This is a genomic window from Streptomyces sp. NPDC005761, assembly GCF_040630635.1.
Lineage (GTDB): Bacteria > Actinomycetota > Actinomycetes > Streptomycetales > Streptomycetaceae > Streptomyces.
Genome location: NZ_JBEXXX010000002.1, coordinates 315,476 through 337,763, shown reverse-complemented (window position 1 = coordinate 337,763; position 22,288 = coordinate 315,476). Strand labels below are relative to the sequence as shown.

At 70.2% G+C, this 22,288-nt stretch carries 16 protein-coding genes, 4 tRNA genes and 1 pseudogene; 11 read left to right on the top strand and 10 right to left on the bottom strand.

The annotated features are described in order from the left end of the window. The 3 genes from ABZ434_RS03760 to ABZ434_RS03750 form a co-directional block, all read right to left on the bottom strand. Positions 1 to 1,966, bottom strand: a 1,966-nt coding sequence (locus tag ABZ434_RS03760) for a DEAD/DEAH box helicase (RefSeq protein ID WP_359131882.1), incomplete at its 3' end; no start/stop codon positions are given. A gap of 241 nt (positions 1,967 to 2,207) precedes the next feature. Beyond that, the gene (locus ABZ434_RS03755) at positions 2,208 to 2,783 is read right to left on the bottom strand and encodes a hypothetical protein (RefSeq protein WP_359131838.1); all 576 of its coding nucleotides are present in this window, start codon (positions 2,781 to 2,783) and stop codon (positions 2,208 to 2,210) included. Between the two features lie 205 nt (positions 2,784 to 2,988). Beyond that, entirely contained in the window at positions 2,989 to 3,339 is a 351-nt protein-coding gene (locus tag ABZ434_RS03750; protein ID WP_359131836.1) for a metallopeptidase family protein, read from the bottom strand. 85 nt (positions 3,340 to 3,424) lie between these two features. Here ABZ434_RS03750 and ABZ434_RS03745 point away from each other — a divergent pair, with 85 nt between their 5' ends. The 4 genes from ABZ434_RS03745 (at position 3,425) to ABZ434_RS03730 (ending at position 5,432) form a co-directional block, all read left to right on the top strand. Then, positions 3,425 to 4,972 (top strand): metallophosphoesterase, encoded by a 1,548-nt coding sequence (locus ABZ434_RS03745; protein ID WP_359131835.1) that lies wholly within the window; start codon positions 3,425 to 3,427, stop codon positions 4,970 to 4,972. 177 nt (positions 4,973 to 5,149) lie between these two features. Next, positions 5,150 to 5,222 (top strand) — tRNA-Glu (locus tag ABZ434_RS03740). 36 nt (positions 5,223 to 5,258) lie between these two features. Further along, positions 5,259 to 5,333 (top strand) — tRNA-Asp (locus ABZ434_RS03735). 22 nt (positions 5,334 to 5,355) lie between these two features. Continuing rightward, a tRNA-Phe gene (locus ABZ434_RS03730) sits at positions 5,356 to 5,432 on the top strand. Positions 5,433 to 5,470: 38 nt separating this feature from the next. On the opposite strand, the gene ABZ434_RS03725 is transcribed toward ABZ434_RS03730, so the two are convergent. The 3 genes from ABZ434_RS03725 to ABZ434_RS03715 form a co-directional block, all read right to left on the bottom strand. After that, positions 5,471 to 6,337 (bottom strand): cytochrome c biogenesis CcdA family protein, encoded by an 867-nt coding sequence (locus tag ABZ434_RS03725; RefSeq protein ID WP_359131833.1) that lies wholly within the window; start codon positions 6,335 to 6,337, stop codon positions 5,471 to 5,473. Continuing rightward, complete coding sequence (locus ABZ434_RS03720) at positions 6,334 to 7,170, bottom strand: DsbA family protein (protein WP_359131881.1); 837 nt, start codon at positions 7,168 to 7,170, stop codon at positions 6,334 to 6,336. Before ABZ434_RS03720 ends, ABZ434_RS03725 begins: the two co-directional genes overlap by 4 nt. Before the next feature lie 69 nt (positions 7,171 to 7,239). Beyond that, positions 7,240 to 7,599: a hypothetical protein gene (locus tag ABZ434_RS03715; RefSeq protein WP_359131832.1), complete on the bottom strand. Its 360-nt coding sequence runs from the start codon at positions 7,597 to 7,599 to the stop codon at positions 7,240 to 7,242. A gap of 159 nt (positions 7,600 to 7,758) precedes the next feature. Between ABZ434_RS03715 and hrpA the strand changes: the two genes are divergently transcribed. From hrpA to ABZ434_RS03700, 3 genes and pseudogenes are all read left to right on the top strand, one after another. Then, entirely contained in the window at positions 7,759 to 11,679 is a 3,921-nt protein-coding gene (hrpA, locus tag ABZ434_RS03710) for an ATP-dependent RNA helicase HrpA (RefSeq protein ID WP_359131830.1), read from the top strand. A gap of 115 nt (positions 11,680 to 11,794) precedes the next feature. Further along, positions 11,795 to 11,869: transfer RNA gene (locus ABZ434_RS03705), tRNA-Asp, on the top strand. A gap of 259 nt (positions 11,870 to 12,128) precedes the next feature. Further along, positions 12,129 to 12,290: pseudogene (locus tag ABZ434_RS03700) on the top strand (DUF6274 family protein); the annotation flags it as partial. Positions 12,291 to 13,464: 1,174 nt separating this feature from the next. Here ABZ434_RS03700 and bldC read toward each other — a convergent pair. Both bldC and ABZ434_RS03690 read right to left on the bottom strand, forming a co-directional pair. Then, positions 13,465 to 13,671, bottom strand: coding sequence for a developmental transcriptional regulator BldC (gene bldC, locus ABZ434_RS03695; RefSeq protein ID WP_003949541.1), 207 nt, complete (start codon positions 13,669 to 13,671; stop codon positions 13,465 to 13,467). 512 nt (positions 13,672 to 14,183) lie between these two features. After that, on the bottom strand, positions 14,184 to 15,029 hold the full coding sequence (locus ABZ434_RS03690) for a hypothetical protein (protein WP_359131828.1): 846 nt from the start codon (positions 15,027 to 15,029) through the stop codon (positions 14,184 to 14,186). Positions 15,030 to 15,205: 176 nt separating this feature from the next. Between ABZ434_RS03690 and ABZ434_RS03685 the strand changes: the two genes are divergently transcribed. Further along, positions 15,206 to 16,297: a Glu/Leu/Phe/Val dehydrogenase dimerization domain-containing protein gene (locus ABZ434_RS03685; RefSeq protein WP_359131827.1), complete on the top strand. Its 1,092-nt coding sequence runs from the start codon at positions 15,206 to 15,208 to the stop codon at positions 16,295 to 16,297. A gap of 312 nt (positions 16,298 to 16,609) precedes the next feature. Further along, positions 16,610 to 16,867 (top strand): DUF3073 domain-containing protein, encoded by a 258-nt coding sequence (locus tag ABZ434_RS03680; protein ID WP_123460581.1) that lies wholly within the window; start codon positions 16,610 to 16,612, stop codon positions 16,865 to 16,867. Between the two features lie 275 nt (positions 16,868 to 17,142). Here ABZ434_RS03680 and purM read toward each other — a convergent pair whose 3' ends face one another. Together purM and purF are read right to left on the bottom strand one after the other, a co-directional pair. After that, positions 17,143 to 18,216, bottom strand: coding sequence for a phosphoribosylformylglycinamidine cyclo-ligase (gene purM, locus ABZ434_RS03675; RefSeq protein ID WP_359131826.1), 1,074 nt, complete (start codon positions 18,214 to 18,216; stop codon positions 17,143 to 17,145). Between the two features lie 60 nt (positions 18,217 to 18,276). Further along, positions 18,277 to 19,803 carry an amidophosphoribosyltransferase gene (gene purF / locus ABZ434_RS03670; RefSeq protein ID WP_359131825.1) on the bottom strand — a complete coding sequence of 509 codons (1,527 nt, stop codon included), beginning with the start codon at positions 19,801 to 19,803 and terminating at the stop codon, positions 18,277 to 18,279. Positions 19,804 to 20,246: 443 nt separating this feature from the next. Here purF and ABZ434_RS03665 point away from each other — a divergent pair, with 443 nt between their 5' ends. Beyond that, positions 20,247 to 20,339 (top strand): putative leader peptide, encoded by a 93-nt coding sequence (locus tag ABZ434_RS03665; RefSeq protein ID WP_359131824.1) that lies wholly within the window; start codon positions 20,247 to 20,249, stop codon positions 20,337 to 20,339. A 487-nt stretch (positions 20,340 to 20,826) separates the two neighbouring features. Continuing rightward, positions 20,827 to 22,266, top strand: coding sequence for a sulfatase-like hydrolase/transferase (locus ABZ434_RS03660; RefSeq protein ID WP_359131823.1), 1,440 nt, complete (start codon positions 20,827 to 20,829; stop codon positions 22,264 to 22,266). Positions 22,267 to 22,288 lie beyond the last annotated feature (22 nt).

Here is a 22,288-nt window from a genome sequence, read left to right as displayed (position 1 = left end):
CGTCGCGGTTGAACGACGGGCGGTCGTTGTCACGACGCTCGAAGGAACGGCCGCCACGGTCGTCACGACGGTCACCGCCGCCGGAGCGGAAACCGCCCGAGGGACGCTCGTCACGACGGTCGCGGTTGAACGACGGGCGGTCGTTGTCACGACGCTCGAAGGAACGGCCGCCACGGTCGTCACGACGGTCACCGCCGCCGGAGCGGAAACCGCCACCGACCGGACGGTCCTCACGACGGTCGTTGCTGCCGCGGAACGACGGACGGTCGCTACTGCCGCGGTAGCCGTTGCTGCCGGCCGGGCGGCCGCTGCGCTCGCCGACACGGTCGCTGCCGCCACGGTAACCACCGCGGTCGCCACCGCGGTTGTCCCGGCGCTCGTAGTTGCCGCGGTCGTCGCGACGCTCCTCGCGCACTGCGGGCTGCTCCGGCACGGAGGTGGCGGCCAGCAGTGCGGCCTCCGCCTCGGCGGCGACCTCGGCCACTGCGGCCTCGGGGTCGTCGCCCCGCTCGCGTGCGGCGCGGGCGACCAGGCGGTCGGCCTCCTCGCGCAGCTCCACGGCACGGCGCTGGATGCGCTCGAGCTGCTTGGTCAGGTCGGCGGCCTCGCGCTCGGCCTGCTTGGCGGCGTTGTTCGCCGAGTCGGCCTGGACCTCGGTGAGCGAACGGGCGCCGGTGATCTCGGCGACCTCCGGCTCGAAGACGCCCGCGCCCTGGACGATGTGGCGCGAGGCGTCGACGCCCGCGTCCTCCATCAGGCGGAAGATCTGGCGGCGCTGGTGCGGCAGCGCCAGCGAGACGACGACACCGGACTTGCCGGCACGGGCGGTACGGCCCGAGCGGTGCAGGTAGTCCTTGTGGTCACCGGCCGGGTCCACGTTCAGGACCAGGTCGATGCCGTCGACGTGGATACCGCGGGCGGCGACGTCGGTCGCGACGAGCGCGTTGACGAAGCCCTTCTTGAAGTCCTCGAGCACGCGGGTACGGGCGCCCTGGGTCATGCCGCCGTGCAGGGCGTCCGCCTTCACGCCGGCCTCGATGAGCTGCTCGGCGATGCGGTCGGCACCCAGCTGGGTGCGGACGAAGATGATCGTGCGGCCCTTGCGGGCGGCGATGGCGGAGGTGACCGGCGCCTTGTCCTTCGGCTTCACGACGAGGACGTGGTGCGACATGGTCGAGACGTTGCCCTGGGCGGAGTCGACCTCGTGGGTGACCGGGTTGCTCAGGTAGCGCTTGACCAGGGTGCCGATCTCGTTCTCCATCGTGGCGGAGAAGAGCATGCGCTGGCCGCCGCCGGGGATCTGGTCGAGCAGCTCGGTGACCTCGGGCAGGAAGCCCAGGTCGGACATCTGGTCGGCCTCGTCGAGGACGGCGACCTGGACGTTCTCCAGGGAGCACGCGCCCCGGTTGATGATGTCGCGCAGGCGGCCCGGGGTGGCGACGAGGACGTCGACACCGCGCTCCAGCGCGTAGATCTGGTTGCCCATCGACGTACCGCCGCAGACGACCTTCATCTTGAGGCCGAGCACGTCGCCGTAGGGCTGCAGCGCGTCCGCGACCTGCATCGCGAGCTCACGGGTCGGGGTGAGGATGATCGCGCGGGGCTTCTTCTTCTCCGTGTGGCCACCGGCCAGCGCGGCAAGGGTCGGCAGACCGAAGGAGAGGGTCTTGCCGGAGCCGGTACGGCCGCGGCCCAGGATGTCCTTGCCGGCCAGGGCGTCCGGGATGGTCGCCGCCTGGATCGGGAAGGGAGCGGTCACACCGTTCTGCGCGAGCTTGCGGACGATGCCCTCGGGCAGGCCCAGGTCGCCGAACGTGATGGTCGGCTCGGCGTCCGCCTCGTCGGCGGAGTCGGTGTCGGCCTGCTCGGCCTGGGGGGCGTCGGTCTCGACGGAGTCGGCGACGACGGCCTCTGCGGCCTCGATGAGCTCGGTGCTCTCGACGTCGTTCTCGACGTTCTCGGGCATGACGGTGTGGTCAGAACTGGAAATTGACATGCGAAATGCGAAACCTCTCGGAGTCTCGGCACGCGCCCGTAACTCCGTGTTTTCGCAATTTCGACCGCCTCAATGCGGTCCAGCCACGGCAAGGGAGAGTACGCGCCACACGGCGCTCTTCTGTGTCGGCGCCGGGCAATGGGATCAAACGATCTACCACCATACGCACTCACCCCCACATTGCGCAAACCACCCCCTGCCGACCACCCCCTCAGGCAGGTCCCACCTGCGGTGATGCCTCCGGAGTCCGCAGCGCGTACACCGCGTCCGGCGTGCCCGTCGCACCATCACGGAGCTGCGCGGCCGGAGAGGCAGACGGCGCCGGCGGCTCCGGATCGGAGGGCTCCGGGTCGGGCGGCGGCGGAGTCGACGGCTGCTGGCTCCCGGGGGTGCCGGGGCCGGGGTCGGACGGAGCCGGCGGCTCCGGCTGCGCGGGGGCCCCGGACTCCTGCGCCGATGGTGACTGCGCCGCCGGGTGACCGGGCTTCGCAGGGCCGGGCCGGCCGGGCTCCGCGCCGGGGCCCCCCGAGGGGGCGGCGGAAGCGCTCGGGTTCGCGGACCGGCCGGCCCTGCGCTCGGAGTGCGCCCCGGAGCCGCCCCCCGTACGGGCGCGGCCGGTCCCGGCAACCGTGGAGCCGTCCGGCTCGGCCACCGCACCCTTCGGCACGGCGGAGCCGGACGGCGCCGGTTTCCCGCCGTCGGAGCCGATGCTCATGCAGCCGGTGGACGCGGCGATCGTCACCGCAGTGACGGCCGCCCAGCGGACGGGAACGGGCAACTGGCGCACGGGGGCACCTCCGGGGGCGCGAAGAAGGACGAGGCACCCCGGAAACGAGCCGGGAGCCGCTGTGCCCAACTCCCGCCGCCCCGCCGGGGACACGCCCCCGGGCAGGCCCGCACACCTCATTCACACCTCGCGGTGCCGCACCTCACTCACATCTGCGCGCGCCCCCTGCTCCCGCCCGGAAACCTGACGCGTGCGGCCGCAGAGCTCACCCGTAACCGAGCGCGTGCAGCCTTTCGTCGTCGATGCCGAAGTGGTGGGCGATCTCGTGGACGACCGTGATCTCCGTTTCGGCGACGACGTCCTCGCGCGACTCGCACATCCGCAGCGTGGGCCCCCGGTAGATGGTGATCCGGTCCGGCAGGACTCCCGCGTACCACTCGCCCCGCTCGGTCAGCGGCGTGCCCTCATAGAGCCCCAGCAGTTCCGGATCGTCGGACTCCGGCTCGTCCTCGACGAACACCGCGACGTTGTCCATCAGCCCCGTGAGCTCCGGCGGGATCCGGTCCAGCGCCTCGCCGACCAGTTCCTCGAACGCTTCCCGCGTCATCTCCAGCACCCCGCCATTGTCACGTACGGCCGCCGGATGTGCCCCGGTCCGCCGGACGCGCATATCCGCCTCTTCGCCGGGGCATACGCGCCCAATGGCCCGCGACCCGTTCCGTGCCGCAGCAGCCCGCGCCCGGCACCTCATCCGCCCCCGCCCGCGCTCCGGCCGCCGGCCTCGCAACAGCGGCACGATCGGCAGCTCGCCGCATCCGTTCGCCCGCGCGCTCGGCCTGGTCGCCGTCGTGCTGTTCGGCGCCTGGCTGGGGCTGCTGGTCGTCGGCAGTGTCCGCACGCCCGTGGGCCCGATGGACACGACCATGACCCTGCGGCCCTCGCTCAGCGGCGGCACCAAGATCAACGTGTCCCCGCTCGGCGCCCTGGAACTGAACTCGCACCATGCCCCGGTCCGGCTCGACGTGGATGTCGACCGCCTCGACCCGGTCCGCTCCGAGGCCCTGGTCCAGCACCCCGAACGACTGGCCGGCCTCGAGGCCGAGGTCGGTGGCGACGTCGCCACGGGGGCCCGCGAGCTCGCCCTGCGCTCCTGCGTCGCGGTCGTCTCGGGCGCCACCGCGCTCGGCCTCGCCGTCTACCGCAGGCCCCGGCGCGCCCTGGCCGCCGGAGGGCTCGCGCTCGCGCTGCTGACTGCCTCGGGCGTGGGTGCGTACGCCACCTGGAACCCCGAGTCGGTCCTGGAGCCGAAGTTCTCCGGGCTGCTGTCCAGCGCCCCCTCCGTCGTCGGCGACGCCCGCTCGATCGTCACCGACTTCGACGTCTACCAGCAGGAACTCGCCCGCCTGGTCACCAACGTCACCAAGCTGTACGACGCCACCTCGACGCTCCCCGTGTACAGCCCGGACCCCGCGACGCTCCGGGTCCTGCACGTCTCCGACATCCATCTCAACCCCGCGGCGTGGCACATCATCGGCTCGCTCGTCGAGCAGTACGACATCGACGTGATCATCGATTCCGGCGACACGATGGACCACGGGGCGGCCGTGGAGAACAGCTTCCTCGACCCGATCAGCGACCTGGGAGCGCCGTACGTCTGGGTCCGGGGCAACCACGACTCGGCGGTGACGCAGAAGTACCTGGAGGGGAACAAGCGTTTCAAGAACGTGCACGTGCTGGACAAGGGCCGCGCGGTGAACGTCGGCGGTCTGCGGGTCGCCGGCATCGGGGACCCGCAGTTCACCCCGGACCGCACAGGCCCTGAACAGGCGGAGGGTGCCGAGCGGGCGGCGGGCGCGCGGCTCGCCGCCGCACTGCGCGACCAGCGACGGGCGGGCACCCCGGCGGACATCGCCGTCGCCCACGAGCCGGAGGCGGCCCGGCAGACGGACGGAACGGTCCCCCTCGTCCTGGCCGGTCATGTGCACCACCGGCAGAACGAGGTCATGAAGCTCGGCACCCGGCTGATGGTCGAGGGCTCGACGGGTGGCGGCGGGCTGCGGGCCGTACAGAACGAGAAGCCGGAACAGGTACTCGCGTCGGTGCTCTATCTGGACCGCTCCACCCGCCGCCTGCAGGCCTGGGACGAGATCACACTGGGGGGCCTCGGCCTGACGACCGCCGAGGTCAGCCGCCACCTGCCCAAGGAGAACCGGCCCGACGCTACGCCCTCCCCTATTCGGTTTGGCTGACACCGAAACCCCCGTGTACAGTCTCCGACGTGCCCAAGGGCGCCGGTCAGGGCTCGACCGTTCTGAAACCTCGAAGGTGGAAGAAGAAGCAGAACCTCTTGAGGGGAAGCGGAGTCACACGCTTCTTCACTTTCCCTTCGGGCGACAGACGTGGAAGCAAGCTGTACCAGCAGTTCTGCCCTCATCGTCTAGTGGCCCAGGACGCCGCCCTTTCAAGGCGGTAGCACGGGTTCGAATCCCGTTGGGGGCACGCACAACCTGTGCGACACTTAGTCGCACAAAGCTTGGTCCTGTGGAGCAGTTTGGAGTGCTCGCCACCCTGTCAAGGTGGAGGCCGCGGGTTCAAATCCCGTCAGGACCGCTGCAGCCCTTGTGAGCTGCGTGGCTGGGTAGCTCAGTTGGTACGAGCGATCGCCTGAAAAGCGATAGGTCGCCGGTTCGATCCCGGCCCCAGCCACCACCCGAAGGCCCCGTCCGATGGACGGGGCCTTCGCCGTGTCAGGCGCTCTCCCGCTCTGCGGTGTTCGTGCTGTCCTCGTCGGCCATGCCCCGCCGCCGCCCGGACTTCACCGCGAGCACCAGCAGCACCACGCCCACCACCGCGACCAGGAGCACCGCGTCCGGCACGCGCTCGCCGATGCCCCGGGCCCATTCCTCCACGGCGAACGACTGGTCCACGTCCAGCAGGCCGGGCAGCGCCGTCGTCCCGTCATATGCGAGGAACAGGGCGCCGAGGCCGATGAAGAAGAGCCCCGACAGCACCGTCGTGGTGTGCAGCTCGAAGCGGCCCAGCCGCAGGGGCCTGCCGCGCAGCCACGCCCGCCGGCCCAGATCGAACCTTTCCCAGAGCAGTGCGAGCAGGAGGAGCGGCACCGCCATGCCCAGCGCGTAGACGGCGAGCAGCAGCCCTCCGTACGCCGGGCTGCCACTGACGGCCGCGACGGTCAGGACGCTGCCGAGGATCGGCCCCGCGCAGAAGCCGGCGAGGCCGTAGACGGCTCCGAGCGCGTAGACGGACACGGCGGTCGTGGGGCGGATCCGGCCGCTGAGTGCGGAGATCCGGCGCGAGGCGAAGCCCAGACCGACGATCTGTGCGACACCGAGCCCGATGATCAGCCAGCCCGCGCCGAGGACGAGGGCGTCGCGGTGGCCGTAGAAGAGCCGTCCGGCGTACGAGCCCGCGGCCCCGAGCGGGACGAGGGTGGTGGCCAGTCCCGCGTAGAAGATCCCGGTCCGGGCGAGCAGCCGGGAGGCGGAGTCGATGGAGTACGCGAAGAAGGCGGGGAGCAGCAGGGCGCTGCACGGGCTGAAGAGGGCCAGCAGGCCGCCGAGGAAGGCGGCGAAGTAGCCGATGTCCGCCGTCATTTCGCGGAGCCCTCGGGGGATGCGGGGGCGGCCGGGCCCTTGGGGTCCTGTCCCGCGTGGCCGAGGTTCTTCGCCGTGGCGGCTGCCTGCTCGATGGCCCGGGTGAAGGTCTCCGCCGGTTGTGCCCCGGCGATCGGGCGGCCGTTGACCAGGAAGGACGGGGTGGACGTGGCGCCGATTCCATACCCCTGTTCCTGGTCCTTGCTCACGGCCGCGGCGGCCGCCGTGCCGTCCGTGTCGCGGACGAATCGGTCGAGGTCGGGCACCCCGGCCTGGCGTGCGAGTGCCTTCAGCCGGGCCTTTCCGAACCCCTTCTCCTTGGCTCCCTCGGCGTACGCGGCGCGGTGGAACTCCCAGAAGCGGTCCTGCTGCCCGGCGGCCCAGGAGGCACGCGCGGCGGCCTCGGACTCGGCGCCGAAGATGGGGAAGTTGCGCCACTCGATGCGCAGGGTGCCGGTGTCGACGTACTCCTTCACCAGGGCGGGTTCGGTGTCGCGGGCGAACTTTCCGCAGTAGCCGCACTTGAAGTCGGCGTATTCGATGAGGACGACGGGCGCGTCCGTCCGCCCCAGCGCCAGCTTGTCGCCGGCGTCGCGCCGGGCGAGCGCGGCCAGCTCCGGGTAGACGCCCTCGTCCGGGTCCGCGGTGACGCCGGCCACCACGGAAGAGGAACCGGAGGCGGCGGACTCAGGCGCGGTGGCCCGGTAGGACACGTACCCGAACAGCGCAGCGGCGACGACCACCCCGGCGCCGTAGATCAACGGCTTCCTGCTGGGTGTCCGGGGCGACGGCTTACGGGACGACGGTTTCGGGGACGGCTTGGGCATGGACATGGGCATGCGGAACTCCGAGCTGGTGACGCGGGAGGAACGAAGAGGGACGGCCGGGAAGGGGGCGGCCGTCTACACCCTCAGTACGGAGAGTTCCACCGGGCTCGGTGCGGCCGCGTCGGGTCCGCGCAGCGTCATCGGCGCGAGTTGCCGCACCGGCACCGCGACGGTGGCGGCGGGCAGACCCCATTCGGCGAGACCCGGCGCCTGGTCGTGGGCCGCGCGGGCCCGCCCGGGAACGGCCGGCTCCGTACCGTCGTGCTTGCCGCTCCTGCCGCATCCCGGAATCCCGTCTCCCTGCCCGGCGCCCACGGCCACGGCCACGGACGGCCCCGACGAGGCTGTCGACGCCGCCGCGTTCGACGGCCCGCAGAACAGCCCCAGGACGACCGCAAGGGCCGCCACCAGGCAGCACCACGACGAACGGGACACGGCGGACAGACCTTCCGGCAGGGGCCACGGCAGAGGGATCAGCTGTCCGGAATGGTACGTGCTGTGATCACTCCGTCCCCGGCCGTACGGGTCCGATGACCGAGACCGCTCGAAATAGGTTCGCCGTTCCTCGGGCCCGGGTGAGATCCTGGGACCCGTATGTCTACTTCCTTTGCCGATCTCCAGTCCCAGCTCGGGCAGCTCTCGCTCCGCGACGCGCACCGGCTCGGCCGCCGCCTCGAAGGCGCGCGCCGCATTCGTAAGCCCGAGGCCCAGCAGACCGTGCTGGACGAGATCGCGGCCCAGGCCACGAAGGCAGCCGGGCGGCTCGCGCTGCGGGCCGGGCGGATGCCTGCTCTCTCGTACCCCGAACAGCTGCCGGTCAGCCAGAAGAAGGACGAGATCCTGGAGGCGATACGCGACCACCAGGTCGTGATCGTCGCCGGTGAGACCGGCTCCGGAAAGACCACCCAGATCCCCAAGATCTGCATGGAGCTCGGCCGTGGCGTCCGCGGCATGATCGGGCACACCCAGCCGCGCCGGATCGCGGCGCGCACGGTCGCCGAGCGGATCGCCGAGGAGCTGAGTACGCCGCTGGGCGAGGCCGTCGGCTGGAAGGTCCGCTTCACCGACCAGGTCAACCAGGACGCGACCTTCGTCAAGCTGATGACGGACGGCATCCTGCTCGCCGAGATCCAGACGGACCGCGAGCTGCTCGCCTACGACACGATCATCATCGACGAGGCCCACGAGCGGTCGCTGAACATCGACTTCCTCCTCGGCTACCTGGCCCGGCTGCTGCCCAAGCGCCCGGATCTGAAGGTCGTCATCACCTCGGCGACCATCGACCCGGAGCGTTTCGCCCGTCACTTCGGCGAGGCGCCGATCGTCGAGGTCAGCGGGCGTACGTATCCGGTGGAGGTGCGTTATCGCCCCCTCCTGGAGGAGGACAGCGAGGATTCCGACCGCGACCAGATCACCGCGATCTGCGACGCGGTCGACGAACTCCAGTCCGAGGGCCCCGGTGACGTCCTGGTCTTCCTCTCCGGCGAGCGGGAGATCCGCGACACGGCGGACGCGCTCGGCAAACGCAACCTCAGACATACCGAGGTGCTCCCCCTCTACGCGCGCCTGTCGCACGCCGAGCAGCACCGCGTGTTCCAGCGCCACACCGGCCGCAGGATCGTTCTCGCGACCAACGTCGCCGAGACATCCCTGACCGTCCCCGGCATCAAGTACGTGATCGACCCGGGCAACGCCCGTATCTCCCGCTACAGCCACCGCACCAAGGTCCAGCGGCTCCCGATCGAGCGGATCTCGCAGGCCAGCGCCAACCAGCGCAAGGGCCGCTGCGGCCGTACGTCGGACGGCATCTGCATCCGGCTGTACTCCGAGGACGACTTCCTGACCCGCCCGGAGTTCACGGACCCGGAGATCCTCCGTACGAACCTGGCCTCCGTCATCCTCCAGATGACCGCCGCGGGTCTCGGCGACATCGAGAAGTTCCCCTTCATCGACCCGCCGGACCACCGCAACATCCGCGACGGCGTGCAGCTCCTCCAGGAGCTGGGTGCGCTGGATCCGGAGGAGAAGGATCCGAAGAAGCGGCTCACCCCGCTCGGCCGCAAGCTCTCGCAGCTGCCGGTGGACCCGCGGCTGGCCCGCATGGTCATCGAGGCAGACCGGAACGGCTGCGTCCGCGAGGTCATGGTCATCGCTTCCGCGCTCTCCATCCAGGATCCGCGCGAGCGGCCGTCCGAGAAGCAGACGCAGGCCGATCAGCAGCACGCCCGGTTCAAGGACGAGACGTCGGACTTCCTGGCGTTCCTGAACCTGTGGCGCTACATCCGCGAACAGCAGAAGGAGCGCGGCTCCTCCAGTTTCCGCCGGATGTGCAAGCAGGAGTACCTGAACTTCCTGCGCATCCGCGAGTGGCAGGACATCTACGCCCAGCTGCGTACGGTCGCCAAGCAGATGGGCATCGAGCTCAACGAGGACGACGCCCCGGAGCAGTCGGTGCACACCTCGCTGCTCGCCGGGCTGCTGTCGCACATCGGACTGAAGGACACCGAGAAGAACGAGTACCTGGGCGCCCGCAGCGCCAAGTTCGCGATCTTCCCCGGTTCGGCGCTCTTCAAGAAGCAGCCGCGGTTCGTGATGTCGGCCGAGCTGGTCGAGACGTCCCGGCTGTGGGCGCGGGTCAACGCCCGGGTCGAGCCCGAGTGGATCGAACCGCTGGCCCAGCACCTGCTGAAGCGCACCTACAGCGAGCCGCACTGGGAGAAGGACCAGGCGGCGGTGATGGCGTTCGAGCGGGTCACCCTGTACGGCGTGCCCATCGTGGCCCAGCGCAAGGTCAATTTCGGCCGCATCGACCAGGAGGCCTCGCGGGACCTCTTCATCCGCAACGCCCTGGTCGAGGGCGACTGGCGCACCCACCACCAGTTCTTCCACGACAACCGCAAACTCCTGGGCGAGGTCGAGGAGTTGGAGCACCGCGCCCGGCGCCGCGACATCCTCGTGGATGACGAGACGCTCTTCGACTTCTACGACCAGCGGATCCCCGAACATGTCGTGTCCGGTGCGCATTTCGACTCGTGGTGGAAGCACAAGCGCCACGACGAGCCGGACGCGCTCGACTTCGAGCGCTCGATGCTCATCAACGAGAAGGCCGGGGCCGTCACCAAGGACGACTACCCGGACTCCTGGCGGCAGGGGAAGCTCAAGTTCCGGGTGACGTACCAGTTCGAGCCCGGCGCGGACGCCGACGGTGTGACCGTCCACATCCCGCTCCAGGTGCTCAACCAGGTCACGTCGGAGGGCTTCGACTGGCAGATCCCCGGCCTGCGCGAGGAAGTGGTGACCGAGCTGATCCGTTCGCTGCCCAAGCCGATCCGCCGCCACTACGTCCCCGCGCCGAACTACGCCGACAAGTTCCTGGACCGGGCCGTACCGCTGCAGGAGCCGCTGCCGGTGACACTGGCCCGTGAGCTCCAGCGGATGGTCGGCGTGCCCGTGACCGCGGACGACTTCGACCTGAGCCGCGTACCGGACCACCTGAAGATCACCTTCCGGGTCGTCGACGAGCGGCGCCGCAAGGTCGCCGAGGACAAGGACCTGGAGGCGCTGCGGGTCCAGCTGCGCCCCAAGGCCCGCCAGGCCCTCTCCAAGGCCGCCGCGGCGACCGCGGGGCCCTCCGGGGAGTCCATCGAGCGCTCGGGCCTCACGGACTGGACGATCGGCACGCTGGACAAGGTCTTCGAGACCCGGAGGGCGGGGCAGCCGGTCAAGGCCTTCCCGGCCCTCGTCGACCAGGGCGGGACCGTGGCCGTGCGGCTCTTCGACACCGAGGCCGAACAGCAGCAGGCGATGTGGCGCGGCACCCGGAAGCTGATCCTGCTGAACATCCCGGTGAACCCGGCGAAGTTCGCCTCGGACAAGCTCACGAACCAGCAGAAGCTCGCCCTGTCCCGCAATCCGCACGGCTCCATCCAGGCGCTGTTCGACGACTGCGCGACGGCGGCGGCCGACCGGCTGATCGCCGCGCACGGCGGTCCCGCCTGGGACGAGGCGTCGTTCCGGAAGCTGTACGACAAGGTGCGCGCCGACCTGGTCGACCTGACCGTCCGGACGATCGGCCAGGTCCAGCAGATCCTGGCGGCCTGGCAGGCCTGCGAACGCCGGCTGAAGTCCACCAGCAGCCTGGTCCTGATCAACAACGTCACGGACGTACGGGACCACCTCGCCCGCCTCGTGCCGCCCGGGTTCGTCACCCTGACCGGGCTGCGCAGGCTGCCCGACCTGATGCGCTACCTGGTCGCCGAGGACCGCCGGCTCCAGCAGATGCCGACGAACGTCCAGCGCGACACCACGCGCATGGAGAAGGTCCACGAGATGCAGGACGAGTACGCCTGGCTGCTGGAGCAACTGCCGCAGGGCAGACCCGTTCCGCAGGAGGTCCTGGACATCCGCTGGATGATCGAGGAACTGCGGGTCAGCTACTTCGCCCACGCGCTCGGCACCGCGTTCCCCGTCTCCGACAAGCGGATCGTGAAGGCGATCGACGCCGCCGCCCCTTAGGGCGACCGGCGGCGGGCGGGTAACGCCTCCACCACCGGGAGTGAGGTCGACCGCACCCTCCGACCTCCTGTACAGTCTGTCTTCGCAGCCAGCCGCAAGGCAGCCGCGAAAACCTGGTCCTGTGGAGCAGTTTGGAGTGCTCGCCACCCTGTCAAGGTGGAGGCCGCGGGTTCAAATCCCGTCAGGACCGCAGTAACGAAAGCCCGGATCCTCTGGATCCGGGCTTTCGCGCGTCTTGACTCCGGTGTCCGCCGACGAGTACTCAGAAACCAAGGGCTGCCCCTGGTTTTCCGGGCGGGGTGGCGCGCACCCACCGGGAGGTGGCGCGGATGACGGCATCCACGAGCGAGGGCTTCCTGTCCGACCGGTCCGGAGCCCGCGAGCCGGCCGCGGCAGCGGGTGAGGGCCCCGCCCCGGCCCCGGTTCGCAGAAGGGCGCCCCGGCACGAGATCCGCGCCCTGCTGCGCGCCCACCTGGCGGCGGCATCGGGCTACCGCCACCTCACCCGACACTGCGCAGTCTGCGCACGGTTGCTGCGGCTCGCCATGGAGCCCCTGGCGGCCCCCGGACCGCCCGACGCGGCCACAGCGCCCCTGCCGAGCCCCGGACGTTCCGGGACGAGCCCGGCGGCCGCCCAGGCCCCGGAGCCGCCTCCGGGACAGACCACGGAGCACGTGACGCCTACGGGGCCGACGGAGGGCGCCAGAGAGCATGTGACGCCTTCCGACGGGCCGCCGGGCGCCGGTGCGCGCGTGACGGCCTCCGAGGCGCCGTTGGGCGCGGGTACGCACGCGACGCCCTCCGAGACGCCGTCAGGCGCCGGGGCGCGCGTGACGGCCTCCGAGGCATCGTTGGGCGCGGGTACGCACGCAACGCCCTCCGAGACGTCGCCAGGCGCCGGTGCGCACGTGACGGCCTCCGAGGCGTCGTCCGGGGCGGGTACACACGCAACGCCCTCCGACGGGCCGGCGGACGCCGGGCCGCACGCGAAGGCCTCCGCAGCGCCGCTGCGCGCCAGTACGCATGTGACGGCCTCCGCGCCCCCGGAACAGACCGTGCGGCCTGTGACGGGGGCGGCCGGCGAGGTCGGGGAGCCGCAATCGCCCTCGGGAGCCGCCCCTCCGGCCCTCGCACGGCGGCCCTCCCCCGGCCGCACGACTGCCCGTCTCACCCCCGCATCCACCTCCGCGCCACCCGGCGGTGCCGAATGGGGCCCGGGCGGGCGGCGCGGGCGCGCCTGGACTGAGGACGAAAGCCCTCCCGCCGCGTGACCAATGGCGTGGCCTTCCCCTCCCCAGCAGTGGCAGGCTCGTACTTGGCAAGACTCATGCCATGTGACGGGTGTCACCGAATCAGTTTTCAGAAGGGGTGGCTTTACACCCTTCCTACAACTGGCGAATTTAATATGTGCAATTGCACCACTCGGCAGGAGCGCCCCCGGCGGTCCCGGCCCCACCCCGCAACAACCCCCCACGTGCCGGGACGCACCACCTCGCACAGGGGTCGGCACGCCCACTCGCGCCCCCGCCGGAGCCAACCGGACGCCCGGTTTCCAGCAGCGGGATGCGGACAGGAGGCAGGGTGGCGAGGAGGGCCCCCACGCCGGCCTGCGCGCACAAAAAAGATCGCGCTGGACCCGGCGGAGTCCAGCGCGATCTCATGACGAAACCCGTATGGCACAGGTATGGCGCCCGTTGGGGCGGGCGCCCGTCATATGGAGCTATGGGTGGGCTATACGGGTTGGGGGACCCAAAAGCCCAGTTGTGACGCGGCGACAGGGGTATGTCAGGCCTCGCTGCGCTGCTGCGGAATACCCGCAAGCAGTGCGCGGACCTCTGCCTCGCGGTACCGGCGATGTCCACCGAGCGTGCGGATGGACGTGAGCTTGCCTGCCTTGGCCCAACGGGTAACCGTCTTCGGGTCCACGCGGAACATCGTGGCAACCTCAGCCGGGGTCAGCAGCGGCTCGGCATCAGGGGTGCGAGCGGTCATGAGCGGCCTCCTCGGGAGAACCGAACCATCTCGGTTCTTTCCTCTAAATTCTGCACCTTGACCCGCGTTGCCCGAAATGGCGGACGCGGGCCGAGTCGGTTATAGGACGAACGGCTTGTCCTCGGCACTACAACTACACCATCCGTCCAGCCACGTCGGCCAAACCGATGGAATTGCCCTCCCAGGTGTTCATCAGCGACGGAAGCCGATGGACCATGCCATAGCGGACAGTCACACCACCGTGACGATCAGTCACAGAGCGATCAGGAGTCATCAGACCCCCCATAGAGTGCAATGCAGAGCATTCCGCCCTTACTTGGACGGAAGGAGCCCTCCCCGGACTCCTTGTCCTATTTTGGCACGAGGAGTAGGGAAGGACGCAAGGGCCCCGTAAGTGCTATCCATCACGCTTGAGGCAAAGGCCCGGTTCGGGACGTAGGTCCCGACGCCCCTGGGGTACCGTTCCGCCTCTTCACCCTCACGTGTCACACGGGTCACAGGTTCATGGATCGTCAGTTCGCAAACTGGCGGTCCCTCACGGCCCTCCAGCGCTCCGCGAGACGCGCGTAAGCCTCGCTCGCTCCCTCGGCGTCACCGGCACCCAGCGCCGCGATGCCCTCGGCCACGTCCGCGGCGCTCCGGTCCCCGGCGAGCTGCTTCGCCGGAAGGGCGTGCACGAGCCCTCCGTAGTCCAGCTCCACGAGCGCGCGCGGATGGAACTCCTCCAGCCACCGCCCGACATCGACCAGTCCCTCGGTCAGGGGACCGTCGTCCATGGACTCCCGCAGCGTCTTCAGTCCCCGCGCCAGCCTGCGCCGCGCCTGGACCATCGGCGTCCGGTACCGGAACAGGGGCGGCTCGCCGTCCTCCCCCGCCTCCAGGTACTCACGTTCCTCGTCCGCGAACAGGACGAACCACCGCACGGGGACCTGCCACACCGCGGTCCGGATCCACGGCCGGGCATCCGGATTGCGCTCCGACCACCGCTCGTGGTCGGCGGCGGCCTGACCGCGCACCACCGGCGGCAGCACCGCGTCGAGCACCGCACCCGGAAACATGTCCGCCAGCCCCTCCAGCGCCAGCCACCCGCGCAGCCGGGTCCGCCACGGGCAGACGCACACCACGCCGTCCACCTCGGCGACGAAGGCGTCGGCGCTCTCGTGCGCCGGCACGCCGACCGGCGGGGTCGCCGCCAGATCGGCCAGGGAACGGCGCAGTTCGTCCTGCGCCGTGGGGATCAGCTCACGGCCCGCATAGCGGGCCCAGTGAGCACGTTCGGCTTCCGGGAAGGCAGCCAGTGGCTCGTACACCCGGAGGTAGGACGCGTAAGGGACAAGCACCGAAGACACCACCGACATGCAGCGATCGTGTCACGCCCGTACTCCTGTAGTGGGTGATCCACGGCACTGGAGCCGATCCGCGCCCCCGGAGGACTTACGCTCTTGCCCAGTCGGACCGTCCGTGCCGGTCGGTCCGGGGCCCTCCCCACCTTCAGGAGGGTCTTCCCGCCGCTTCGTACTTGGGAGTCACCACAGTGACCGATGTGACTGGCGTGCCTGTAGATGTGCTGCACACCCTCTTCCACTCGGACCAGGGAGGCCACGAGCAGGTCGTGCTCTGCCAGGACCGTGCCAGCGGCCTCAAGGCCGTCATCGCCCTCCACTCCACCGCTCTGGGCCCGGCCCTGGGCGGCACCCGCTTCTACCCGTACGCCTCCGAGCAGGAGGCCGTCGCGGACGCGCTGAACCTGGCGCGCGGCATGTCGTACAAGAACGCCATGGCCGGTCTCGACCACGGCGGCGGCAAGGCCGTCATCATCGGTGACCCCGAGCAGATCAAGACCGAGGAACTGCTGCTGGCCTACGGCCGCTTCGTGGCCTCGCTCGGCGGGCGCTACGTGACGGCCTGCGATGTCGGCACGTACGTCGCCGACATGGACGTCGTGGCCCGCGAGTGCCGCTGGACCACCGGCCGCTCCCCCGAGAACGGCGGCGCCGGCGACTCCTCCGTGCTCACCGCGTTCGGTGTCTTCCAGGGCATGCGGGCCTCGGCCCAGCACCTCTGGGGCGACCCGACACTGCGTGGCCGGAAAGTGGGGGTCGCGGGGGTCGGCAAGGTGGGGCACCACCTCGTCGAGCACCTGCTGTCGGACGGCGCCGAGGTCGTGATCACGGATGTGCGGGACGAGTCCGTGCGCCGGATCACCGAGAAGCACCCCGAGGTCGCCGTCGCGGCGGACACCGAGGCTCTGATCCGTACCGAGGGCCTGGACATCTACGCACCGTGCGCGCTCGGCGGGGCCCTCGACGACGACACCGTTCCGGTGCTCACCGCCTCCGTGGTGTGCGGCGCGGCCAACAACCAGCTCGCACACCCGGGCGTCGAGAAGGACCTGGCGGACCGCTCGATCCTGTACGCCCCCGACTACGTGGTGAACGCGGGTGGCGTCATCCAGGTCGCGGACGAGCTGCACGGCTTCGACTTCGACCGCTCCAAGGCGAAGGCCTCGAAGATCTTCGACACGACGCTGGCCATCTTTGCGCGCGCGAAGGCCGACGGTATTCCGCCGGCCGCTGCGGCGGACCGGATCGCCGAGCAGCGGATGGCCGAAGCCCGCCGTAGCTGACCGCGCTGGGGCGCCCTACCGGGTGTCATCCCCGCGCACGGCCTGCCGACCCGCCGACCGGCGAGACAAGACTCACTCCGGTCGGCGGGTCGCATGCCGATATGAGGTTAAAATCGCAGTTGACCAGCGCGGACAAAGCTCCTCGTGGGTCTCTTCCGGGGCGCGTGATGCGGGCGGCGTACCGTATGGCCGCGGAAGCAGGTACCGTTAAAGCACTACAGGCACGGTCTCTCTGCCGAGAGTCCGTTCTGAAACATGAACGCGTGTCAAGACTCTGGGGCCGTCGAGCCCCGTCACCGAGGGGGTCGAGCCATGGGGCGCGGCCGGGCAAAGGCCAAGCAGACCAAGGTCGCCCGTCAGCTGAAGTACAGCAGCGGCGGGACCGATCTGTCGCGTCTGGCCAATGAGCTGGGCGCATCACCTTCGAGTCAACCACCGAACGCAGAGCCGTTCGAGGACGACGACGAGGAAGATGACCCGTACGCACAGTACGCGGATCAGTACAACGACGACGATGACGAGGACGAGGACGACCAGTCCGGTCCGTCGTCACAGCGCCGCGGCGCTTGACCTCGCGCTGACACATCAACCCGGTTCGGGCCTGTCCCGGACCGGGTTCTGTGCTGTCCCCGTCCGGAGCGTGCGCCGCCCTCGGCCACCGATGGCCCCACGGCCGACATGTCCGTGCAGACGCGGCCCACTGCGGGCTCGGGCGTCACGTCCATGTCAGGCGGGTCCCCCAGGTCGGCCTGGCCGTCCCGTCGCGGTCGTGGTGCCGAGGCCATGGCGTCCGGGCGGGCCTTCGCGACCCGCCCGCCACCTGAGGGCATCCTGCGCGCCCGTACTCAGCGCGCGTACCCGCCCACGAGCTCCGCGCCTGTCGTGTGCGCACCGCGGTCGGTGATCTCGCCCGCGACCCAGGAGTCGACGCCGCGGTCCGCCAGCGTCGTCAGGGCCGCGTCCACCGATTCGGCGGGAACGATCGCGATCATGCCGACACCCATGTTGAGCGTCTTCTCCAGCTCGAGCTGCTCGACCTGACCGGCCTTGCCGACGAGGTCGAAGACCGCACCCGGCGTCCAGGTGGAACGGTCCACCGTCGCGTGCAGGGAGTCCGGAATGACCCGGGCCAGGTTGTTGGCCAGACCGCCGCCGGTGACGTGGCTGAAGCCGTGCACCTCGGTCGTACGGGTCAGCGCCAGGCAGTCCAGGGAGTAGATCCGGGTGGGCTCCAGGAGCTCCTCGCCGAGCGTCCGGCCGAACTCCGGCACCTCGCGGTCCAGCGCCCAGCCGGCCCGGTCGAAGACGACGTGGCGCACGAGTGAGTACCCGTTGGAGTGAAGCCCGGACGATGCCATCGCGATGACGGCGTCACCCTTGCGGATGCGGTCGGGGCCCAGCAGGCGGTCGGCTTCGACCACGCCCGTACCGGCGCCGGCGACATCGAAGTCGTCCGCGCCCAGCAGGCCGGGGTGCTCGGCGGTCTCGCCGCCGACCAGGGCGCAGCCGGCCAGCACACAGCCTTCGGCGATGCCCTTCACGATGGCCGCGACACGCTCGGGATGCACCTTGCCGACACAGATGTAGTCGGTCATGAAGAGCGGCTCGGCGCCACAGACGACGAGGTCGTCCACGACCATGCCGACGAGGTCGTGGCCGATCGTGTCGTACACGCCCATCTGACGGGCGAGGTCGACCTTCGTGCCGACGCCGTCCGTGGCGGAGGCGAGCAGCGGACGCTCGTAGCGCTTGAGTGCCGAGGCGTCGAAGAGCCCGGCGAAGCCGCCCAGACCACCGAGGCCGGCGACCTCGGGGCGCTGCGTCTTCTTCACCCACTCCTTCATCAGCTCTACGGCGCGGTCGCCGGCCTCGATGTCGACGCCCGCTGCCGCGTAGGAAGCACCTGTTGTCTCAGACATTGCCTGGGATCTTTCGTGTGGAAATACGGGGCTGGTGGGAAGGCTGCCGGGCGGTCCGGGTCACGGACGGCGCAGCGCGTCGGCCGCGGCGGTCGCCGCAGGGCCTGCCGCCAGCTCGGTCTCCAGCAGCTGCTTGCCGAGCAGCTCCGGGTCCGGAAGCTCCATCGGGTACTCACCGTCGAAGCAGGCGCGGCACAGGTTCGGCTTGTCGATCGTCGTCGCCTCGATCATCGCGTCGATCGAGATGTACGAGAGCGAGTCGGCCCCCATCGACGTGGCGATCTCGTCGACGGTCATGCCGTTGGCGATCAGCTCGGCGCGGGTGGCGAAGTCAATGCCGAAGAAGCACGGCCACTTCACCGGCGGGGACGAGATCCGGATGTGGATCTCGGCGGCACCGGCCTCGCGGAGCATCCGCACGAGTGCGCGCTGGGTGTTGCCGCGGACGATCGAGTCGTCGACGACCACCAGCCGCTTGCCCTTGATGACTTCCTTGAGCGGGTTCAGCTTGAGACGGATGCCGAGCTGCCGGATGGTCTGGGACGGCTGGATGAAGGTCCGGCCGACGTAGGCGTTCTTCACCAGTCCGGCGCCGAACGGGATGCCGCTGGCCTCCGCGTAACCGATGGCGGCAGGGGTGCCGGATTCCGGCGTCGCTATGACCAGATCGGCCTCGACCGGGGCTTCGGCGGCCAGCTTGCGGCCCATCTCGACCCGGGAGAGGTAGACGTTGCGCCCGGCGATGTCGGTGTCGGGGCGGGCCAGGTAGACGTACTCGAAGACGCAGCCCTTGGGCTTCGCTTCTGCGAAGCGCGAGGTGCGCAGACCGTTCTCGTCGATGGCGACGAGCTCGCCCGGCTCGATCTCGCGCACGAAGCTGGCGCCGCAGATGTCGAGCGCGGCGGACTCGGAGGCCACCACCCAACCGCGTTCCAGCCGGCCGAGGACCAGCGGGCGGATGCCCTGCGGGTCGCGGGCCGCATAGAGGGTGTGCTCATCCATGAAGACGAGGGAGAAGGCGCCCCTGACCTCGGGAAGCACCTTGGCGGCAGCCTCCTCGATGGTGAGCGGCTTGCCGTCGTCGTCGGTCTGGCCGGCGAGCAGGGCGGTCACCAGGTCGGTGTCGTTGGTCGCGGCGACCTGGGTGGCGCGACCGTCCTTGCGCGGAAGGTCGGCGACCATCTCGGCGAGCTGGGCCGTGTTGACCAGGTTGCCGTTGTGACCCAGGGCGATCGAGCCGTGCGCGGTCGCACGGAACGTCGGCTGCGCGTTCTCCCACACCGAGGCACCGGTGGTGGAGTAGCGGGCATGACCGACCGCGATATGGCCCTGGAGCGATCCCAGAGACGTTTCGTCGAAGACCTGCGAGACCAGTCCCATGTCCTTGAAGACGAGGATCTGGGACCCGTTGCTCACTGCGATGCCCGCGGACTCCTGTCCACGGTGCTGCAGGGCATACAGTCCGAAATAGGTGAGCTTGGCGACCTCTTCGCCGGGAGCCCAGACACCGAAGACGCCGCAAGCGTCCTGGGGGCCTTTCTCTCCGGGGAGCAGGTCGTGGTTGAGTCGTCCATCACCACGAGGCACACCACCGAGTGTAGGCGAGATCGACCACTGGTCCGAATTGGGGATGCCCCGCCCGGACGCGGAAGAAGCCCCCTCCCACCCCCCTCCACGGGCCGATCGGAGCGTTACGCGCAGTGACCGCGGCCCGGTGGTGAACAGCCGCCCGCAGTCGCCTGAGGGCAGTCGTCGCCCGGACCGACGGTGGGTTACTGCCGAGTTCCGGCCACGTGGGCGCAACGCGCCCGGGCCTGTTTCGTGGCACTCCGTGAGGTGGCCCCCGGCGACGTCGGACGGGGTCGCCGAACGCTCGTTTCGTGGCGAGCCTCACACCGGGCGTGGGGCGCGAGGACCGGTATGGGGCTTCTTGTGACGCCCCGGCAGGGGCGGGCCGCCGACCTCCGTGACCGTCCGGAGTTCGAGACCGGCGTTGACAGGCGCATGTCTCGTTGGCAGGCTCCTGCACCATGCAGCCCCTCGGTGATCACACGGTCACGCTCGTGGAGCGCCGTCACGTCGATCTGGGACGTGTCTCGAGCGCCCTCTGTCGTCGCGCCTGAATTCTTCGGCGCGCGAGGGTCCCTTGTTCCGCTGCTGCTTCTCCTTCTCACTCCCCTCGGCTTCGGTCCGTCAGCCCTTCGGCGTGCGGCCCTCGGGTGCTCAGGCGTTCAGGTGCGTCGCTCCTCCAGGTGCGCAGGCCTTCAGGCCTCCTGACGGAGCCCAGTCCTGTCGTCCTGCGCGACGCCCTGGGTGCCCGGTGACGCTGCGCCTTTCCCGCTGACGCTGCGACCTCCTCGCGCCGAACACGAACGAGCACCTTCCGGATGCGTCGTGCACTCCTTCCTCACACGGGGGCGCCGCGCTTCTTGGCGCACCGAACCAGGCCGATTCGGCGCTGCCCTGCCGACCGGTAAGCACCCGTGCGCGGCGAACCTCTGAGCCTTCCCGTCCTGTCATGTCTTGTCCCGTCCTGACTCGCCCCGCCTTGCCTTGCACTCGGTCTGCCCCGTCCTGCCCCGTCCTGCCTTGCCCTGCTTTGGAGTAGCCATGTCCGCCTTTGAACCGAACAACAGTTCCATTAATCCGCTGACGCGGCGTGCCTTCGGGACCGCTGTCGGCGCTACAGCCGCCGCCGCTGCGGTGGGGCTTCCCACCGCCCCCGCCGCCGCAGCGCCGGCTGAGTCAACGCGCGAGCAGCCCTTCCGAGCGGCCCGGGGCAGGCACTCCCGGCGGCCCAACATCCTCTTCATCCTCGGGGACGACCTCGGCTGGGCCGATCTCTCGTCCTACGGGTCACCGGACATCCGCACCCCGAACCTGGACCGGCTCGGCCGGCAGGGCGTGCGCTTCACCGATGCCTACGCCGGGTCCGCGACCTGCTCGCCGACCCGGTTCAGCCTGTACACCGGCCGCTACCCCGGGCGTACGGAGGGCGGCCTGGCCGAACCCATCGCAGACCGGTCGGTCGGTCTCACCCCCACGCACCCGACCCTCGCCTCGCTGCTCCGGGGTGCCGGGTACGCGACCGCGCTGATCGGTAAGTGGCACTGCGGCTATCTGCCGGACTACAGCCCCACCAAGTCGGGCTGGGACGAGTTCTTCGGCAACTTCGGCGGGGCCCTGGAGTACTACTCGAAGCTCGGTCTCGGCGGCGAATACGACCTGTACGAGGGCGATGCCGAGTACAAGGACCTGCGGTACTACACCCGCATCCTCACCGAGAGGGCCAGCGAGTACGTTCAGCGCGACCACGAGCAGCCGTGGCTGCTGAACCTGAACTTCACCACCCCGCACTGGCCCTGGATCGCCGAGGGCGACACGGCCGAGAGCGCCGAGATCGTACGGAAGATCAAGGAGGGGGGCTTCGGGGGACTGTTCCACTCCGACGGGGGCTCGGTCAGCAAGTACAAGGAGATGGTCGAGGACCTGGACCGCTCGGTCGGCGAAGTACTCAAGGCACTGAAACGGTCAGGTCAGGAAGAGGACACCCTCGTCTTCTTCGCCAGCGACAACGGCGGCGAGCGCTTCTCCTACCAGTGGCCGCTCTCCGGCAACAAGAGCTCCCTCCAGGAAGGCGGCATCCGGGTCCCGGCCGTGCTCCGCTGGCCGGCCAGGATCGATCCGAACCAGGTGAGCAGCCTGCCGCTGTTCTCCCCCGACTGGACGGCAACGCTGCTGGAGCTCGGCGGGGCACGGCCCGACCCGGCCTACCCGCTGGACGGCATCAGCCTGGCCGGGTACCTGCTGCGCGGGGAACAGCCGAAGGAACGGGACCTGTTCTGGCGGGTGCGTGGGGAGCGGGCGCTGCGACGCGGCGACTGGAAGTACTACCGGGGCAAGGGTGGGGCGGATCAGCTCTTCCACCTCGCGCACGACCAGCGGGAGCAGGCCGACCGGGGCGCTGCCGAGCCGGAGCTGCTGGCCGGACTGCGGGCGTCCTGGGAGCGGACGGACGCCGGCCTGCTGCCTTATCCGAAGGCCTCCTGAGGCCCTTGGCCCTCGCCCTTCT